The 18661-nt window shown below is 58.9% G+C and carries 17 protein-coding genes; 8 read left to right on the top strand and 9 right to left on the bottom strand.

Features of this window, described 5'->3' with window-relative positions; all coding sequences use genetic code 11:
• The first annotated feature begins 115 nt into the window (after positions 1-115).
• The gene (locus tag AC1MEE_RS25525; protein WP_480412271.1) at positions 116-2755 is read left to right on the top strand and encodes an MGH1-like glycoside hydrolase domain-containing protein; all 2640 of its coding nucleotides are present in this window, start codon (positions 116-118) and stop codon (positions 2753-2755) included.
• A gap of 186 nt (positions 2756-2941) precedes the next feature.
• Here the strand turns inward: AC1MEE_RS25525 and AC1MEE_RS25520 are convergent, their stop codons facing one another.
• Genes AC1MEE_RS25520 through glyQ form a run of 4 tightly spaced genes read right to left on the bottom strand, consistent with a single transcriptional unit; the run spans position 2942 to position 7314 of the window.
• Positions 2942-3712, bottom strand: coding sequence for a lysophospholipid acyltransferase family protein (locus AC1MEE_RS25520; RefSeq protein WP_480416340.1), 771 nt, complete (start codon positions 3710-3712; stop codon positions 2942-2944).
• 31 nt (positions 3713-3743) lie between these two features.
• Complete coding sequence (gene gmhB, locus AC1MEE_RS25515) at positions 3744-4319, bottom strand: D-glycero-beta-D-manno-heptose 1,7-bisphosphate 7-phosphatase (protein WP_480412270.1); 576 nt, start codon at positions 4317-4319, stop codon at positions 3744-3746.
• Complete coding sequence (gene glyS / locus AC1MEE_RS25510) at positions 4316-6370, bottom strand: glycine--tRNA ligase subunit beta (protein ID WP_480412269.1); 2055 nt, start codon at positions 6368-6370, stop codon at positions 4316-4318. Before glyS ends, gmhB begins: the two co-directional genes overlap by 4 nt.
• Entirely contained in the window at positions 6367-7314 is a 948-nt protein-coding gene (gene glyQ / locus AC1MEE_RS25505; protein WP_480412268.1) for a glycine--tRNA ligase subunit alpha, read from the bottom strand. Before glyQ ends, glyS begins: the two co-directional genes overlap by 4 nt.
• Positions 7315-7394: 80 nt before the next feature.
• Here glyQ and AC1MEE_RS25500 point away from each other — a divergent pair, with 80 nt between their 5' ends.
• Positions 7395-7946, top strand: a complete 552-nt coding sequence (locus AC1MEE_RS25500) for a DNA-3-methyladenine glycosylase I (RefSeq protein ID WP_480412267.1) — start codon at positions 7395-7397, stop codon at positions 7944-7946.
• Positions 7947-7984: 38 nt separating this feature from the next.
• Positions 7985-8872, top strand: a complete 888-nt coding sequence (locus tag AC1MEE_RS25495) for a lysophospholipid acyltransferase (RefSeq protein WP_480412266.1) — start codon at positions 7985-7987, stop codon at positions 8870-8872.
• A gap of 45 nt (positions 8873-8917) precedes the next feature.
• On the opposite strand, the gene AC1MEE_RS25490 is transcribed toward AC1MEE_RS25495, so the two are convergent.
• The 4 genes from AC1MEE_RS25490 to def form a co-directional block, all read right to left on the bottom strand.
• A complete protein-coding gene (locus AC1MEE_RS25490; RefSeq protein WP_480412265.1) occupies positions 8918-9238 on the bottom strand; it encodes a hypothetical protein in 321 nt (106 codons plus the stop codon).
• A 217-nt stretch (positions 9239-9455) separates the two neighbouring features.
• Positions 9456-10781, bottom strand: coding sequence for a 16S rRNA (cytosine(967)-C(5))-methyltransferase RsmB (rsmB, locus tag AC1MEE_RS25485; protein WP_480412264.1), 1326 nt, complete (start codon positions 10779-10781; stop codon positions 9456-9458).
• The gene (gene fmt, locus AC1MEE_RS25480) at positions 10778-11752 is read right to left on the bottom strand and encodes a methionyl-tRNA formyltransferase (RefSeq protein ID WP_480412263.1); all 975 of its coding nucleotides are present in this window, start codon (positions 11750-11752) and stop codon (positions 10778-10780) included. The genes rsmB and fmt overlap by 4 nt, the downstream gene beginning before the upstream one ends.
• A gap of 172 nt (positions 11753-11924) precedes the next feature.
• Entirely contained in the window at positions 11925-12431 is a 507-nt protein-coding gene (gene def, locus AC1MEE_RS25475; RefSeq protein WP_480412262.1) for a peptide deformylase, read from the bottom strand.
• 148 nt (positions 12432-12579) lie between these two features.
• Between def and AC1MEE_RS25470 the strand changes: the two genes are divergently transcribed.
• The 3 genes from AC1MEE_RS25470 to tsaC all read left to right on the top strand — a co-directional run bounded on the left by AC1MEE_RS25470 (position 12580) and on the right by tsaC (position 15450).
• A complete protein-coding gene (locus AC1MEE_RS25470; protein WP_480412261.1) occupies positions 12580-13605 on the top strand; it encodes a LysM peptidoglycan-binding domain-containing protein in 1026 nt (341 codons plus the stop codon).
• 124 nt (positions 13606-13729) lie between these two features.
• Positions 13730-14854, top strand: coding sequence for a DNA-processing protein DprA (gene dprA / locus AC1MEE_RS25465; protein ID WP_480412260.1), 1125 nt, complete (start codon positions 13730-13732; stop codon positions 14852-14854).
• A 38-nt stretch (positions 14855-14892) separates the two neighbouring features.
• Entirely contained in the window at positions 14893-15450 is a 558-nt protein-coding gene (tsaC, locus tag AC1MEE_RS25460; RefSeq protein WP_480412259.1) for an L-threonylcarbamoyladenylate synthase type 1 TsaC, read from the top strand.
• A 14-nt stretch (positions 15451-15464) separates the two neighbouring features.
• Here tsaC and AC1MEE_RS25455 read toward each other — a convergent pair whose 3' ends face one another.
• Complete coding sequence (locus AC1MEE_RS25455; protein WP_480412258.1) at positions 15465-16442, bottom strand: NADPH:quinone reductase; 978 nt, start codon at positions 16440-16442, stop codon at positions 15465-15467.
• 180 nt (positions 16443-16622) lie between these two features.
• On the opposite strand from AC1MEE_RS25455, the gene hemF reads away from it, so the two are divergent.
• Both hemF and aroE read left to right on the top strand, forming a co-directional pair.
• On the top strand, positions 16623-17537 hold the full coding sequence (hemF, locus tag AC1MEE_RS25450; RefSeq protein ID WP_480412257.1) for an oxygen-dependent coproporphyrinogen oxidase: 915 nt from the start codon (positions 16623-16625) through the stop codon (positions 17535-17537).
• Between the two features lie 299 nt (positions 17538-17836).
• A complete protein-coding gene (gene aroE / locus AC1MEE_RS25445) occupies positions 17837-18661 on the top strand; it encodes a shikimate dehydrogenase (RefSeq protein ID WP_480412256.1) in 825 nt (274 codons plus the stop codon).

Genomic DNA, 18661 nt, shown 5'->3' with positions numbered 1-18661 from the left:
GCATCAAATACGCCGCAAAATCTGATTCATCGACTATCAAGAGATGGCCTATAGAATTTTTTAAGAACCATTCCGGCTCTACACTGGGTTACGTCCAATAGCTCTGGAAGTACCAATGACCGCTGAACCCAAGCCAAACCCTCTTTGTGAAACCGTCGAAGGCCAGCGTTTGTCTGGCGACGACGCCGAGTGCTGGCGTGAGTGGGGGCCGTATGTCAGTGATCGCCAATGGGGTACGGTGCGTGAGGACTACAGTGCGGGTGGCGATGCCTGGCGTTATTTCCCGCATGACCATGCGCGCAGCCGAGCATATCGTTGGGGCGAGGACGGTCTGGCGGGTTTCTCTGACAAGGCGCAACGATGGTGTCTGGGGCTGGCGCTGTGGAATGAGCGCGACCCGATTATCAAGGAGCGCTTGTTTGGTCTGAACAACGCTGAAGGCAATCATGGAGAGGACGTCAAAGAACTCTATTTCTACCTCGATGGCGTCCCGAGTCATGCCTACATGCGCATGCTCTACAAGTACCCGCATGCGGCTTTTCCCTACAACGACCTGGTCGAAGAGAACGCCCGTCGTGGCCTGAACGATACGGAATACGAGATCCTCGATACCGGTGTGTTCGACGACAACAACTATTTCGATGTGACGGTCGAATACGCGAAGCATACGCCTGACGACATTTTCATGCGGGTCACTGTAGAGAATCGCTCCGATCAGGTTGCTCGACTGCATGTACTGCCGCACCTGTGGGCGCGCAACATCTGGAGCTGGGGCGATACGACTGAGCGCCCTGCCCTTGTGCTACAGGAGCAGCAGATACTGGCGCGCTGTCCCGAACAAGCCGACAGGCTGGCTAGCGCTTGGGGGCCGCAGACGTGCGAATGGTTATTCTGCGACAACGAAACCAACACGCCCAGGCTCAGCGGTCAGCAGGCAAGCGGTCCGTTCAAGGACGGGATCAACGATTATGTGGTGGGTGGACACGACGATGCCATTCGCCGCGATACGGGGACGCGTGTCGCCGCGCACTTTATCCTGGAGCTGAAAGGTCACGAGACTCAAATCATCTACCTGCGCTTTGCTCCTCTCGATGCCGAAAAGATAAATGCCAGAACGCTTTTCGCTCGCTGCCGTGCGCAAGCCGATGACTACTATGCAGCGCTGCAGAGCGGCCTTGATGACGCCGATGCGCGGAATGTGCAGCGCCAGGCATTGGCGGGATTGTTATGGTCCAAGCAGCTCTACTATTTCGACGTCAATCGCTGGCTGGACGGTGACCCGACGCAAGCGTCTCCCCCACCACAGCGCGTCAGGATTCGTAACACCCATTGGCGGCATCTTTCCAATTTCGACATCGTGTCCATGCCGGACAAGTGGGAGTATCCCTGGTACGCCTCGTGGGATTTGGCCTTTCAGGCGGTGGCTTTTGCCTTGATCGATCCTGGTTTTGCCAAACATCAATTGCTGTTGTTGGTGAAGGACCGCTTCATGCACCCCAATGGGCAGCTGCCCGCTTATGAATGGCGCTTCGACGACGCGAACCCGCCGGTGCACGCCTGGGCATCGTGGCGGGTTTATCAGCGAGAAAAAGAGCTGACGGGTAAAGGCGATTTCGACTTCCTTGAGCGAATCTTCCACAAACTTTTGCTGAATTTTTCCTGGTGGGTCAACCGCAAGGATGCCGAAGGCCGCAACGTGTTTCAGGGCGGTTTTCTGGGGCTGGATAATATTGCGCTGTTCGACCGATCGGCTGCGATGGCGCCCGGTTATCAACTGGATCAGGCCGACGGTACGTCGTGGGTCGCCGCTTACGCGATGGACTTGATGCGCATCGCACTGGAGTTGGCCAAACGCAATTCGGTGTACGTCGATATCGCGGTTAAGTTTTTCGAACACTTTCTGTACATCGCCGGGGCTATTAACCGAATTGACGACAGTTCAGGTGGCCTCTGGGACGATCAGGACGAATTTTTCTACGACGTTCTGCATCGCCCCGACGGCAGTACTGAGCCGCTGCGTCTGCGTTCTCTCGTGGGCTTGATGCCGCTGTTTGCCGTGCAAGTGTTGGAGCAACACGAACATGAAGGTTTGCCGGGGTTGCGTGAGCGGTTGCTCGGTTTTCTGCGGCATCGCCCTGATCTGGCTCGGCTGGTATCGCGCTGGACCGAGCCCGGCAAGGGCAACCGGTATTTGCTCGCTTTGCTGCGTGGCCAGCGGACCAAGAACCTGCTTTCGCGGATGCTCGACGAAAGTGAGTTTCTTTCCAGGTTCGGCATTCGTTCTTTGTCCAAGGCTTATGCTGAGAAGCCGTTCAGCATGCAAGTAGATGGCAACACGCTGTGCGCTGATTATCAGCCGGCAGAATCCAACTCGCGACTGTACGGCGGCAATTCCAACTGGCGTGGCCCGGTGTGGATGCCGGTCAACTACATGCTGATCGAATCCCTGCGCGAGTTTCATCGGTACTACGATGACAATTTCCTGGTCGAATACCCGACAGGCTCCGGTTACCTGGCGTCATTGGATCAAGTCACCGATGGGCTTAGCCAGCGCGTGACGCGTTTGTTTTTGCTTGACGAGGACGGGCGTCGCCCGAGCATGGCGGCTTATCCACAGTTGCAGGCTGATCCTGCCAGTCGGGATTTGGTGCTGTTCCATGAATACTTCAATGGCGAGACCGGCCGAGGGTTGGGCGCGTCCCATCAGACCGGCTGGAGCGCATTGGTGGCGTTGCTGCTTCAACCCGCAAAATAATCCGGCATTCAGGACCGGACATCCGCCACAAAAAAGCCGGCCTCATGGGCCGGCTTTTTTCCAACGGTGAAAACTTATGCACGTTTTTGGCTCGTTAGTGAGCTTTTTAAATAAGTATATAAATTAGTTAGTTGGCGTCGCTTTTTCACCAATTCCCGAAATTGGTGCACAGGTTATCCACAGATGCTACGCAGCCGCGTTTTCTCCGCTCGGCGCTGGTGCAACCGTCGAGCCCATGGCGCGTTGTGTTGCTTCATTCCAGGCCGCGACCCGGTCGTTAAGCGCAGCAATGGCGCGTGGTCCAGTGCCCTCGGCATACATCGGCTCGCCTATGACCACTTCAATAGTGCCCGGCTTTTTTGCCCAGCCTTCTTTCGGCCAGTACTTGCCTGCGTTGTGCGCAATCGGCAGAACCGGCAGATTTGCGTTCACCGCCAGCGCTGTGCCACCCCTGGAAAACTTGCCCATCTGCCCATAAGGGACGCGAGTGCCTTCCGGAAAGATCAGCACCCATACGCCATCCTTGAGCAACTCGTCACCCCTTTTGGCGACGTGTTTGAGTGCGGCCTTGGGGTTGTCACGGTTGATGGCGATCGGTCGCAGCATCGCCATGGCCCAGCCGAAGAACGGTACGTACAGTAGTTCACGCTTGAGCACTTGGCTCAGAGGCTGGAAGTGCGCGGAGAGGAAGAAGGTTTCCCAGGTGCTCTGGTGATTGGACAGAATCACGCAGGGTTGTTGTGGGACATTTTCCTGACCTTTTACCTCAACGTGAATGTTCAGAAACACCCGTGTCAGCAACAGGGCGCAACGGCACCAGTACACGTTGATAAAACGGTAGCGGGCGCGAAACGGCAAAAACGGGGCGACAAAGAAACTCAGTGTGCACCACAGAAGCGAAGTGGTGCCCAACAGCAGGTAAAAGAAGAAGGTTCTGATTGCCTGCATGATCGACATAGTTGCTTTTACCGTTGCGGGCATTGCCCGTCTATTTGCAAGTGTGGATAAGTTCTGCGGCAACTGCCGCCAGATCGTCAAAAATCAAAGTGCCTGCGGGCAAAGGATTGTTCATTGTTTTCAGACCTTTGCCGGTCTTTACCAAAACTGGCTGAGAGTCGACGGTCAGAGCCGCCTCCAGGTCACCCTTACTATCACCAACAAACCAGATACCCGCCAGATTTGCCGCGTAGTGGTTGGCAATAGTTTTGAGCATGCCCGGTTTTGGCTTGCGACAGTCGCAGCCTTCGTCCGGGCCGTGTGGGCAATAAACGATCAAACCGACTTCACCACCCTGTTCTGCCACCAGCTCGCGTAAGCGCGCATGCATGGCATCGAGAGTGGCGACATCGTAAAACCCGCGGGCAATGCCAGACTGGTTGGTGGCAACCGCCACCGTCCAGCCGGCCTTGCTCAGTTGCGCGATGGCCTCGATCGAGCCAGGAATGGGAATCCACTCCTCCACCGACTTGATGTAAGCGTCGGAGTCATGATTGATCACCCCGTCCCGATCGAGAATCAGCAGCTTCAAGCCCCGCCCCTTCAAAACTTGCGCCTTCAAGATCATCCCAGCAGCGAAATGTCGGCAACGCCGAGGAACAAGCCGCGCAAGCGGGCCAGCAATGCATAACGATTGGCACGCACACTGGCGTCTTCAGCGTTGACCATCACGGCTTCGAAGAACGCATCGACCGGCTCACGCAGAGCGGCCAGCCGCGCCAAGGCTTCAGTGTACTGACGCGCTGCTGCCATCGGGTGCACGGCTTGATCCGCTTGCTGGATCGCCGAGTACAAAGAGAACTCGTTGGCGTTATCGAAGTATTTAGGTTCGACAGTGCTGGAGATTCCGCTTTGCGCCTTGCTCAACAGATTCGACACACGCTTGTTCACCGCCGCCAGCGCCGAAGCTTCTGGCAGCTTACGGAAGGCCTGCACCGCCTGAACCCGCTGATCGAAATCAAGGGCTGAAGCCGGTTGTAGAGCCCTTACCGAAAGATACGTAGCGACATCGACGCCTTCGTCTTCATAACGCGCGCGCAGGCGGTCGAAAATGAACTCCAGCACTTGCTCGGCCAGGCCGGCAGGTTTGATCTTCGTGCCGAATTGGTTGACGGCGAAGGTCACGGTTTGCACCAGATCGAGGTCCAGCTTCTTGTCGATCAGGATCCGCAGAACGCCCAGGGCAGCACGACGCAGTGCATACGGGTCTTTGCTGCCGGTGGGCAGCATGCCGATACCAAAGATGCCGACCAGGGTATCGAGCTTGTCGGCGATAGCCACCGCTGCACCGGTCAAGGTGCTTGGCAGTTCGGCGCCGGCGCCACGTGGCATGTATTGCTCGTTCAGTGCCAGTGCGACGTCTTCAGGCTCGCCATCGGCCAACGCGTAGTAATAACCGGCAACGCCCTGCATTTCCGGGAATTCACCGACCATCTCGGTCGCCAGATCGCATTTGGACAGCAGGCCTGCGCGTGTGGCGCGCTGAGCGTCGCCACCGATACGCGGCGCAATGAATGCCGCCAGCTTCGAAACGCGTTCGGCTTTGTCGAAAACACTGCCCAACTGTGCCTGGAACACCACGTTCTGCAGACGTTGATTGAAGGTTTCCAGCTTCTGCTTCTTGTCCTGCTTGAAGAAGAACTCGGCATCGGTCAGACGTGGGCGAACCACCTTCTCGTTACCGGAAATGATTTGCGTCGGGTCTTTGCTCTCGATGTTGGCCACGGTAATGAAGCGTGGCAGCAACTTGCCGTCGGCATCCAGCAGGCAGAAATACTTCTGGTTGTCCTGCATGGTGATAATCAGCGCTTCTTGCGGCACTTCCAGGAAGCGTTCTTCGAACGAGCACACCAGCGGCACAGGCCATTCGACCAGGGCGGTCACTTCGTCGAGCAGGCTCGGCGGAACGATCGCGGTACCTTCCTGCATCGTTGCCAATTCAGCAACACGTTTGCTGATCAGCTCACGACGCTCGGCGAAGTCAGCCAATACATAGGCGCTGCGCAGGTCTTGCAGGTAGTTGGCGGGCGAAGTGATGCGCACGCTTTCCGGGTGATGGAAGCGGTGACCACGGGAATCCCGGCCAGCCGTCTGGGCGAGGATGGTGCAGTCGATTACCTGATCGCCGAACAGCATCACCAGCCATTGGGTTGGACGCACGAATTCTTCTTTGCGTGCACCCCAGCGCATACGCTTGGGGATCGGCAGGTCGTTGAGCGAATCTTCAACGATGGTCGGCAGCAGGCTGATCGTTGGCTTGCCAACGATGTTCTGGCTGAAACGCAGCTTTGGCCCGCTCTGATCGATTTCGCTCAGCTCGACACCGCACTTCTTGGCGAAGCCTAGCGCGGCTTGAGTCGGATTGCCTTCAGCATCGAAGGCTGCCTGACGCGGCGGACCATCGAGGTTGACGCTGCGATCGGCTTGTTGTGTGGCCAGTTGCGTGATCAGCACCGCCAGACGACGCGGTGCAGCGTATACCCGCTTGGCGCTGAAGCTGAGGCCTGCGGCCTGCAAGCCTTTTTCGATGCCGGCAAGGAACGCGTCACCCAGAGTATTCAGGGCTTTCGGAGGCAGTTCTTCGGTGCCCAATTCAACCAGGAAATCTTGAGCACTCATTGTGCAGCCTCCAGCTTAGCCAACACTTCATCACGTAGATCCGGTGGCGCCATCGGGAAGCCGAGCTTGGCCCGGGCTTGCAGATAGGCTTGCGCGACCGAGCGAGCGAGCGTGCGTACACGCAGGATGTACTGCTGACGCGCGGTGACCGAAATCGCCCGGCGTGCATCCAGCAGGTTGAAGGTGTGCGATGCCTTGAGCACCATTTCGTAGCTCGGCAATGGCAGCTCGAGCTCAATCAGGCGCGCAGCTTCGCTCTCGTAGAAATCGAACAGCTCGAACAGTTTTTCGACGTTGGCGTGTTCGAAGTTATAGGTCGACTGTTCCACTTCGTTCTGGTGGAACACGTCGCCATAAGTCACTTTGCCGAACGGGCCGTCGGTCCAGACCAGGTCATAGACCGAGTCGACACCTTGCAGGTACATGGCCAGACGTTCCAGACCGTAGGTGATTTCGCCGGTCACCGGGTAGCACTCGATGCCGCCTGCTTGCTGGAAGTAGGTGAACTGAGTGACTTCCATGCCGTTGAGCCAGACTTCCCAGCCCAGTCCCCAGGCGCCAAGGGTCGGCGATTCCCAGTTGTCTTCGACGAAACGAATGTCATGCACCAGTGGATCAAGGCCGACGTGCTTCAGGGAGCCGAGGTACAGCTCCTGGAAGTTGTCCGGGTTCGGCTTCAAGACCACCTGGAATTGGTAGTAGTGCTGCAAGCGGTTCGGGTTTTCGCCGTAGCGGCCGTCAGTCGGACGACGGCTGGGCTGTACATAAGCGGCGTTCCAGGTTTCCGGGCCGATGGCGCGCAGAAACGTGGCGGTATGGAAAGTGCCGGCGCCGACCTCCATATCGTAGGGCTGAAGTACCACACAACCTTGCTCGGCCCAGTATTGTTGGAGGGCGAGGATCAAGTCTTGGAAGGTACGCACGGCTGGCGTAGGCTGGCTCACGAAATTCACCTGTACTGGGGGCTGCGATTTAAAGAGCGGGAGTATACCCGATTCAGCCGCGCCTCCACCCCTGGAGCCCTATGCCACGCTGCTTTTGGTGCAACGAAGATCCGCTGTATATCGCTTATCACGATCAGGAGTGGGGCGTGCCCTTGCGCGATGCGCAGAAGCTCTTTGAGTTGTTATTGCTCGAAGGGTTCCAGGCAGGCCTGTCGTGGATCACGATTTTGAAGAAACGCGCGCGCTATCGTGAAGTGCTGTTCGGCTTTGATGTGCAGCAATTGGCGCAGATGAGCGACGCCCACATCGAAGCGCTGATGCTCGACCCCGGCATCATTCGCAACCGCCTGAAACTCAATGCCGCCCGGCGCAACGCCCGGGCCTGGCTGGCTCAGGAGGATCCGGTGAAGTGGCTGTGGTCTTTCGTGGGCGGGCAACCCAAGGTCAATCACTTCACTGATCGCAGCCAGGTTCCGGCGATCACGCCTGAAGCCGAAGCGATGAGCAAAGCCCTGAAGAAAGCGGGCTTCACCTTTGTCGGGCCGACCATCTGTTATGCCTTTATGCAGGCTTCAGGCATGGTCATGGATCACACCCAGGATTGTGATCGATACGCCGTCCTCGGCCGCTGATGGGTACAATAGCGGCCTTGCGAATTCGGGAGTGATCTGTGGATAAGTTCAAAGGTGCCCTTCTGGTCGGGCTTTTGCGGTTATTTGCCCTGTTGCCATGGCGAGTGGTGCAGTGGGTTGGCGGCGCTCTCGGCTGGCTGATGTGGAAGCTGCCCAATAAGTCGCGGGAAATAGTGCGCATCAACCTGGCCAAATGTTTTCCCGAGCTGAACGCCGTCGAACGTGAGCAACTGGTCGGGCGCAGCCTGATGGACATCGGCAAGACCTTGACCGAAAGCGCCTGCGCCTGGATCTGGCCCGCTCAAAAATCAATCGACCTGGTGCGTGAAGTCGAAGGGCTTGAAGTGCTGGAAGCCGCGCTGGCCTCGGGTAAAGGCGTGGTCGGCATCACCAGCCATTTGGGTAACTGGGAAGTGCTTAATCACTTCTATTGCAGCCAGTGCAAACCGATCATTTTTTATCGGCCGCCGAAACTCAAGGCGGTGGACGAGCTGCTGCGCAAGCAGCGCGTGCAACTGGGCAATCGCGTGGCGGCCTCGACCAAGGAAGGCATTCTCAGCGTGATAAAGGAAGTGCGCAAAGGCGGCTCGGTGGGCATTCCGGCCGATCCTGAGCCAGCCGAATCGGCAGGTATTTTCGTGCCCTTCTGCGCCATACAAGCGTTGACCAGCAAATTCGTGCCCAACATGTTGGCCGGTGGTAAAGCGGTGGGTGTATTCCTGCACGCCATGCGTCTGCCCGATGGTTCGGGTTACAAGGTGGTTCTTGAAGCCGCCCCCGAAGCCATGTACAGCACCGATACCGAAACTTCGGTCGCGGCCATGAGTCAGGTCGTTGAAAAGTACGTGCGGGCTTATCCCAGCCAGTACATGTGGACGATGAAGCGCTTCAAAAAGCGTCCTGCGGGCGAAAAACGCTGGTATTGAGGCTGCGCCGCTGTGGATAACTAGAGGGCCTTTAGTTATCCACAGTTACGGTTTGGAGGCCTGCCGTTCAAGTTTCTTCAGAAATACCACCATCTCCTTTTCCGCCTGTTTGTCACCATGGGCCTGGGCCGCCTGAATACCCTGCTCCCAGGCCAGCGTTGCCGCTGCGATATCACCCAACCCCAGATGCGCTTTGCCGAGAATTTTCCAGGCCGCTGAATACTTAGGGTCGAATACCACGCAATGTTGCAGATGCTCCGCCGCTTTAGCGTAATCCGCTGCGTCCAGATAAGCCTTGCCCAAACCGAAACGCAGCAATGCGTTATCCACACCCTTGGCGAGCATTTTTTCCAGTGATTCGATCATGGTGTTCGCCTTTTATACATGTAGGAGATTCCGCCCCGTCTTCGACGCCGCGCTGTCGCGCAGAAAACTCGGTCAATTGTAGGAGCGCGCTTGCCCGCGATGGACCGCGAAGCGGTCCCGAAAATGCTGAGCACAGTTCTATTGCCAGAATCGAGTTCGCTGATTTTGCGACTGCTCCGCAGCCGATCGCGGGCAAGCGCGCTCCTACAATGCGGGTTTAGCCGTTTTTGGCTGCGATCTTGATCAGCTTGGCATAGTAGAAGCCATCATGGCCGCCTTCCTGAGCCAGCAGTTGGCGACCGTGCGGTTGTTTCAGGCCGGGCGGCTGTTGCCCGAGCTGGCCGGCGATATCCAGTTCGCGCGCGCCGGGTGTGCGAGTGAGGAACGCCTCGACCACTTCGGTGTTTTCCATCGGCAGGGTCGAACAGGTGGCGTACAGCAGGATGCCGCCGACTTCCAGGGTCGGCCACAGCGCGTCGAGCAATTCGCCTTGCAGCGCGGCGAGTGCCGGGATGTCGTCGGCCTGACGGGTCAGCTTGATATCCGGGTGGCGACGAATCACGCCCGTCGCCGAACACGGCGCATCAAGCAGAATGCGTTGGAAAGGCTTGCCGTCCCACCATTGCTGGGTGTCGCGGGCATCGGCGGCAATCAGCTCGGCGCTCAAACCCAGTCGATCTAGGTTTTCCCTTACGCGGATCAGGCGTTTGGCTTCCAGATCCACCGCGACCACGCCAGCCAGCAGCGGTTGTACCTCCAACAGATGGCAGGTCTTCCCGCCTGGGGCGCAGCACGCGTCGAGTACGCGCTGGCCGGGTACCAATTCCAGCAGGTCGGCGGCCAGTTGCGCGGCTTCGTCCTGCACGCTGATCCAGCCTTCGGCAAAGCCGGGCAGAGAGCGCACGTCGCAAGGTTCGCTCAGCAGGATGCCGTCCTGACTGAAGGTGCAGGCGTGGGCTTCGATGCCGACGGTTTGCAGTTTTTGCAGGTACGCGTCACGGCTGTGGTGACGGCGATTGACCCGCAGGATCATCGGCGGATGGGCATTGTTCGCAGCGCAGATCGCTTCCCACTGCTCAGGCCAATAAGCCTTCAAGGCTTTTTGCAGCCAACGCGGGTGCGCGGTGCGGACCACTGGGTCGTGTTCCAGCTCGGCCAACAGCGCTTCGCTTTCCCGTTGCGCGCGCCGCAGTACGGCATTGAGCAGCGCTTTGGCCCAAGGCTTTTTCAGCTTGTCGGCGCAGCCAACGGTTTCGCCGATGGCTGCGTGGGCAGGGATGCGGGTGTAGAGCAATTGATAGAGGCCCACCAGCAGCAATGCCTCTACATCGGCATCGACGCTTTTAAAGGGTTTTTGCAGCAGCTTCGCCGACAGGGCGGACAGTCGCGGCTGCCAACGAGCGGTGCCAAAGGCCAGGTCTTGGGTCAAACCGCGATCACGGGCGTCGACTTTGTCCAGTTGGGTGGGCAGTGAACTGTTCAGTGAGGCTTTGCCGCTGAGTACGGCGGCCAAGGCCTTGGCGGCGGCGAGACGCGGATTCATTGGCCCTGCACCGTCTGGTCTGGCGCTATGAAACCAAGAACAGTGCCAACCGCAAATTTCTCACGACGGCTGTTGAACAGGTCGACGAAATTCAGCGCTTTGCCACCCGGCAATTGCAGGCGAGTCAGGCGCAAAGCCTGTTGTCCACAGGCCACGATCAAACCGTCCTTGCTGGCGGAGAGAATTTCACCCGGTGCGCCCTGCCCTTCGTCGAGGCTGGCTGCCAGCACTTTCAACGCTTCGCCATTGAGCGTGCTGTGGCAGATCGGCCACGGATTGAACGCACGCACCAGACCCTCCAGTTCGATGGCCGGGCGGCTCCAGTCGATGCGCGCTTCGTCCTTGTTCAGCTTGTGGGCGTAGGTCGCCAGGGCGTCGTCCTGGGTTTCACCGAGCAATGTGCCATCGGCCAGACCGGCGATGGCCTGAATCACTGCGGGCGGGCCGAGTTCGGCGAGACGGTCATGCAGACTGCCACCGGTGTCGTCGGCGGTGATCGGGGTCGTGACCTTGAGTAGCATCGGCCCGGTGTCCAGGCCAGCTTCCATGCGCATGACGGTTACGCCGCTTTCGGCGTCGCCCGCTTCTACCGCACGTTGAATCGGCGCGGCACCGCGCCAGCGCGGCAGCAGCGAAGCGTGGCTGTTGATGCAGCCCAAGCGTGGGATATCCAGCACCACTTGCGGCAGGATCAGGCCGTAGGCGACCACTACCAGCAAGTCGGGCTTGAGCGCGGCCAGTTCGGTTTGAGCGCCCGCATCACGCAGGGTTGGCGGTTGCAATACCGCGATACCGTGTTGTTCAGCCAGCTGTTTGACCGGGCTGGGCATCAGCTTTTGCCCGCGGCCAGCCGGGCGATCAGGCTGGGTGTAGACCGCAATCACATGATAGGGGCTGTCGAGCAAAGCCTTGAGGTGTTCGGCGGCAAATTCGGGGGTGCCGGCGAAGACGATGCGCAGTGGCTCAGTCATGGGCTTCTCGTAGAAAGGAAAAATGCGGACCTGTAGGCGCTGCCGAAGGCTGCGATAAGGCCGGCACGGCCTTCAGCGATATCAGCTATTGCTACCGCTTCGGTCGGACGCGACCCCGGGTCGATCGCAGCCTCCGGCAGCTCCTACAGTTCGAATGAGGTTTGAGTAGAGATCAAGCGTTCTGCTTATGCAGCTTTTCCAGCTTCTTCTTGATCCGGTCGCGCTTGAGGCTGGACAGGTAATCGACGAACAATTTGCCGTTCAGGTGATCGCACTCGTGCTGGATGCACACGGCCAGCAAACCCTCGGCGATCAGCTCGTACGGCTGGCCGTTGCGGTCCTGGGCCTTGATCTTGACCTTCTGTGGACGGTCGACGTTTTCATAGAAGCCTGGCACCGATAGGCAGCCTTCTTGATACTGCTCCGTCTCGTCGGTCAGGGTTTCGAACTCGGGGTTGATGAACACCCGTGGATCGCTGCGATCTTCGCTCAGGTCCATGACCACGACACGCTTGTGTATGTTGACCTGAGTCGCGGCCAAACCGATGCCTGGCGCTTCGTACATGGTTTCAAACATGTCATCGACCAACTGGCGAATGCCGTCGTCGACCACGGCCACAGGTTTGGCGATGGTGCGCAGGCGCGAATCGGGAAATTCCAGAATGTTTAAAATAGCCATATACGTTAGAGCTGCACTTGTAGGGTAAAGTCGAAAGTTGGCTGCTAGGCTTCGGACGCGGAAGGCAGAAGATAGCAATCTTGCAAAACCCGAGCCTCCGGGGCTCTGAATGTTTCACGCGAAGCCATATGATAAAGGGATTCACCGCATGAGGAAATCACTACTCGCCCTGCTGCTGTTGGCCTCTGCTGGCCTATGTCAGGCGCAAGTGCAACTCAGGGAAGGACATCCGCAGAACTACACCGTCGTACAGGGCGACACGCTTTGGGACATTTCCGGCAAATTTCTACGCGAGCCGTGGAAATGGAAGGAAATCTGGAAAGCCAATCCGCAAATCGCCAACCCTGACCTGATCTACCCCGGTGACTCCTTGTCTCTGGTGTATGTCGATGGACAGCCACGGGTAGTGCTCAATCGCGGCGCGTCACGCGGCACCATCAAACTGTCGCCACGAATCCGCACCACGCCGATGGCCGAAGCGATCCCGAGTATTCCGCTTGGCGCGATCAACAGCTTTCTGCTCAGCAACCGCATTGTCGATGACGTCGCCGACTTCCAGAAAGCACCGTACATCGTCGCGGGTAACGCAGAACGGGTACTCAGCGGCATGGGTGACCGGATCTACGCGCGTGGCAAATTCGACCCGACGCATTCGGCCTATGGCATCTTCCGGCAGGGCAAAACCTACATTGACCCGGTGACCGGAATGTTTCTCGGGATTAACGCCGACGATATAGGCAGCGGCGAAATCGTTGCCAACGAAGGCGATGTCGCGACTCTGGTGCTGCAGCGTTCGACCCAGGAAGTGCGTCTGGGCGACCGGCTGTTCACCAGCGAAGAACGGTCGATCAACTCGACCTTCATGCCCAGCACGCCGCAAACCGAGATTGAAGGCCTGATTATCGATGTGCCGCGCGGGGTGACGCAGATTGGTGAACTCGACGTGGTGACACTGGATCGGGGCCGACGTGATGGCCTGGTCGAAGGCAACGTGCTGGCGATCTACAAGACCGGCGAACTGGTCCGTGACCAAGTGACGGGTGAGCGGGTGAAAATCCCGGATGAGCGCTCGGGTCTGCTGATGGTTTTTCGCACTTATGAAAAGCTCAGCTATGGTTTGGTACTCAATGCCTCGCGTTCTTTGACGGTCATGGACAAGGTGCGAAATCCGTAGTGCTATGTTTCAGAATTGGTACATGTTTTTTTCCACCGAACATGAACTTATCAAATAGTTACTAACAGAGTTATCCACAGGTTGTCCTGATTATTAACGAGGCGCTACAGATCAAGGAAGATCTATGCCGCTATTCGATACTGTTGCTTTTTCACCCGCCGAACTCGAAGCGCGCCTGCGCGTGCATCGTCTGCCAGAAGTGGGTCCCAAACGCTTTCATAAGCTGATTGGTGCCTTTGGCTCGGCTTCGGCTGCGCTCAGCGCACCGGCCAGTGCCTGGCGTGCTTTGGGCTTTCCCGGGGCTTGCGCGGAGGCCCGACGCAGCCCGCAGGTACGCGATGGCGCCAGTGCCGCGATGGCCTGGCTGGAGCGTCCCGGCCAGCATTTACTGATGTGGGACGACCCCAACTACCCTGCGCTGCTGGCTGAAATTGCCGATGCGCCACCGCTGTTATTTGTGGCGGGAGACCCGAGCATCCTCGAGCGTCCGCAGTTGGGAATGGTCGGCAGCCGACGCGCTTCAAAGCCGGGATTGGACACCGCCGCCGCTTTCGCCCGGAGTCTCGCGGGTGCCGGTTTTGTCATCACCAGTGGCCTCGCGCTGGGTATCGATGGCGCGGCTCATCAAGGTGCTTTGGACGTTGGCGGGCAGACGATCGGCGTCTTGGGTACCGGTCTCGAAAATTTTTATCCACAGCGCCATCGACAGCTGGCGGCCGCTATGAGCGCCCAAGGCAGTGCCGTCGTTTCAGAGTTCCCGTTGGACGCGGGACCGCAACCGAGCAACTTTCCCCGACGCAATCGAATCATCAGCGGCCTGTCGCTGGGCGTGCTGGTGGTTGAGGCCAGCGTCGCTAGCGGGTCATTGATCACCGCGCGTCTGGCGGCGGAACAGGGCCGAGAGGTGTACGCGATTCCTGGTTCGATTCATCACCCCGGCGCACGCGGGTGCCATCAATTGATTCGCGATGGCGCGGTGCTGGTTGAAACCGTCGAGCACATCCTTGAAGCCCTGCGCGGTTGGCAAAATGTGGATAACGCCCTATCCCCACTCCCGGCCGCACCCGCAACCCCCGTCTTTGCCGGCCATGCCTTGCTGGATTTATTGCATGCGGCGCCGCACACCAGCGAGGCGTTGGCTCTATCCAGCGGCTGGCCGTTGCCCAAGGTATTGGCTGCATTGACCGAGCTAGAGCTGGACGGGCGCATAAGCTGTGAGGCGGGACGATGGTTTGGCCGCATGCGCTGAGGTTAAACTGCGTGCAGTCTTTACCGGAGAGATAGCGAATGGTCAGCAGTTGGCGTGTGCAACAAGCCGCACGAGAGATTCGAGCCGGTGCGGTGATTGCCTACCCAACCGAGGCGGTGTGGGGGCTGGGCTGTGATCCATGGAATGAAGACGCGGTGTATCGGTTGTTGGCGATCAAATCCCGGCCTGTGGATAAAGGCCTGATCCTGGTTGCCGACAACATCCGTCAGTTCGACTTTCTCTTCGAGGACTTCCCCGAAACCTGGCTCGATCGTATGGCCGCCACTTGGCCCGGCCCCAATACCTGGCTGGTGCCGCATCAGAATTTGCTGCCCGAATGGATCACCGGCATCCACGACACCGTGGCGCTGCGCGTCAGCGATCATCCACAAGTGCGCGAATTGTGCGCGTTGGTTGGGCCGCTGGTCTCGACGTCCGCCAACCCGCTCGGGCGTCCGGCTGCCCGGACGCGCATTCGAGTGGAGCAGTATTTTCGGGGGGAACTCGATATGGTGCTTGGCGGTGCGCTGGGCGGCCGCAAGCACCCCAGTCTGATTCGTGATCTGGTCACCGGCGAAATAGTTCGTCCGGGCTAGGGCTGTCCGGCCTACTAAGGGATCAGAATCGTCGAGCCTGTGGTGCGCCGGGCGCTGAGTTCGGTTTGCGCCTTGGCTGCGTCTTTCAAGGCGTAGCGCTGGATGTCATCGACTTTGATCTTGCCGCTGGTGATCATCGCGAACAGTTCGTCGGCCATGGTCTGCAGGTTCTCGGCATTGTTCGCGTAAGTGCCCAGCGTCGGGCGAGTGACGTACAGCGAGCCCTTCTGCGCGAGGATCCCCAGATTGACCCCATCCACCGGCCCCGACGCATTGCCGAAGCTGACCAACAAGCCGCGCGGCGCCACGCAATCGAGCGAGGTCAGCCAGGTGTCCTGGCCCACACCGTCGTACACCACCGGGCATTTTTTGCCATTGGTCAATTCCAGAACCCGCTTGGCCACGTCTTCTTTGCTGTAGTCGATGGTTTCCCAGGCACCGAGTGCTTTGGCGTGTGCGGCTTTTTCTGGCGAACTGACGGTGCCGATCAGCTTCACGCCCAGCGCCTTGGCCCATTGGCAGGCCAGCGAACCGACACCGCCCGCTGCCGCATGGAACAGCACGGTTTCACCGCTTTGCACCGCATAGGTCTGACGCAGCAGATACTGCACAGTCAGGCCCTTGAGCATCACGGCCGCGGCTTGTTCGAAGCTGATCGAGTCCGGCAACTTCACCAGATTGGCCGCAGGAATCACATGCACGTCGCTGTAAGCGCCCAGCGGGCCACTGCCATACGCCACCCGGTCGCCGACTTTGAATTGGCTGACTTCGCTACCGACTGCTTCGACCACGCCCGCGCCTTCGCTGCCCAGACCTGACGGCATCGAAGGCGCCGGATACAGACCGCTGCGGAAATAGGTGTCGATGAAATTGAGACCCACCGCCTTATTGCGCAGACGCACCTGCTGTGGGCCCGGTTCCGCGGGTTCGAAGTCTACATACTCAAGTACTTCAGGGCCGCCAAGGGTGCTGAACTGGATACGCTTTGCCATCTGTTCTCTCCGAGGATGAGTTGAAACAAGAAATGCGAAAAAGGTTGATGCGAAAAGCGCTATCGGACTCCTTCCCTTGATCCTCGTCAACTGCGGCGGCCATGACGCCAGTGGTATGCTACGCGCCAATTTGCCACCCCCCGTAATCCCGGTGGCTCAGTGACGTTTCAAGGTGACCCGATGACTACCCGCACCGAGGCCGTTAAGGCCTACCTGCTCGACCTGCAAGACCGGATCTGTAACGCATTGGAAAGCGAAGATGGCCGCGCGCGCTTCGTTGAGGATGCCTGGACGCGGCCGGCAGGCGGAGGCGGGCGCACGCGGGTGATCGAAAACGGCGAGCTGATCGAAAAAGGCGGGGTCAATTTCTCCCATGTGTTCGGCAGCAGCCTGCCGCCTTCAGCCAGCGCCCATCGGCCTGAGTTGGCCGGGCGCGGTTTTGAGGCGTTGGGTGTGTCCTTGGTGATTCACCCGCACAACCCGCATGTGCCGACTTCCCACGCGAATGTGCGGTTTTTCATCGCCGAAAAAGAAGGCGAAGAGCCGGTCTGGTGGTTCGGCGGTGGTTTCGACCTGACGCCTTATTACGGCGTGGAAGAAGATTGCGTGCATTGGCACCGTGTCGCCGAGCAGGCCTGTGCGCCGTTCGGGGCCGATGTCTATCCCCGTTACAAGGCCTGGTGCGACAGCTACTTCCACATCACGCATCGCCACGAGCCGCGCGGGATTGGCGGCCTGTTTTTCGATGACCTGAATCAGTGGGATTTCGACACCAGCTTTGCCTTCCTGCGGGCCATCGGTGATGCGTACATCGACGCTTATCTGCCCATCGTCCAGCGACGCAAGGCCACGGTCTACACCGCGCAACAGCGCGAGTTTCAGGAATTTCGTCGTGGCCGTTACGTCGAGTTCAATCTGGTGTACGACCGCGGCACGCTGTTCGGTCTGCAGTCGGGTGGGCGTACCGAATCGATATTGATGTCGCTGCCGCCGCAAGTGCGCTGGGGCTACAACTGGAAAGCCGAACCGGGCAGCGAAGAAGCGCGCCTGACCGAGTATTTCTTGCAGGATCGGGATTGGTTGGCGCAGGCCTGAACGACCGCGTCAGCTTCTTCGCAGGCAAGCCTGCTCCCACAGTAGCTCTGCATACCCCTGTGCAGGCTGTGTGAAAACCCCAACAGAAAACTGAACTGCGCGTTCGTACGTCAATTCAGAAATAGATCGGCTGCTGGACAGACCTGGATTTCACGTAGGAACGCGATTTTCAGGTCGGTTTTTAATCAGTTAATCGGTCGCGGAGGTTTTCACACAGCCTGTGTGGGAGCAGGCTTGCAACTACGCGTCCCGCTGCGAAGGCGGTTTTTCAGACACAACAAAAAGAATCAGGAATACCAATGGACCACTACGTCGTTTTCGGTAACCCAATCGGCCACAGCAAATCGCCGCTGATTCATCGCCTGTTTGCCGAGCAGACCGGCCAGCAGCTGGATTACAGCACCCTGCTCGCGCCGCTGGACGATTTCACCGGTAGCGCTCAGGCGTTCTTTCGCAAAGGGTGTGGTGCCAATGTCACTGTGCCGTTCAAGGAGCAAGCCTTTCGTTTGGCCGACAGCTTGACCGAGCGCGCCCAACGCGCTGGAGCGGTGAACACGTTGCGCAAAGGCGTCGATGGCCGTCTGCTGGGCGATAACACCGATGGCGCCGGGCTGGTGCGGGATCTGACAGTGAATGCCGGCTTCAGCCTGCTGGGTAAGCGCATTCTATTGCTCGGTGCCGGCGGTGCAGTCCGTGGCGCGCTGGAGCCGCTATTGGCCGAAAAACCAGCGGTGCTGGTGATCGCCAACCGTACGGTGGAAAAAGCCGAGCAGCTGGCGCATCAATTCGCCGATCTGGGACCGGTGTTCGCCAGCGGTTTCGATTGGCTGGAAGAGCCGGTGGACCTGATCATCAACGCCACGTCCGCCAGCCTCGCCGGTGAGCTGCCGCCGATTGCGCCAAGCCTGATTCAGTCCGGCCACACAGTCTGCTACGACATGATGTATGGCAAAGAGCCGACGCCATTCTGCCGCTGGGCCACCGAACATGGCGCCGCCCACGTATTGGACGGCTTGGGCATGCTCGCCGAACAGGCTGCTGAAGCCTTCTATCTGTGGCGCGGCGTGCGTCCGGACACGGCACCGGTATTGGCTGAGCTGCGACGCCAGTTGGCGAGCGCCTGA

The sequence above is a fragment of the Pseudomonas sp. ASL3 genome, from assembly GCF_056680425.1.
Note: the sequence above shows the minus strand (reverse complement) of the source record. Positions and strands in the feature narration are given on the sequence as shown.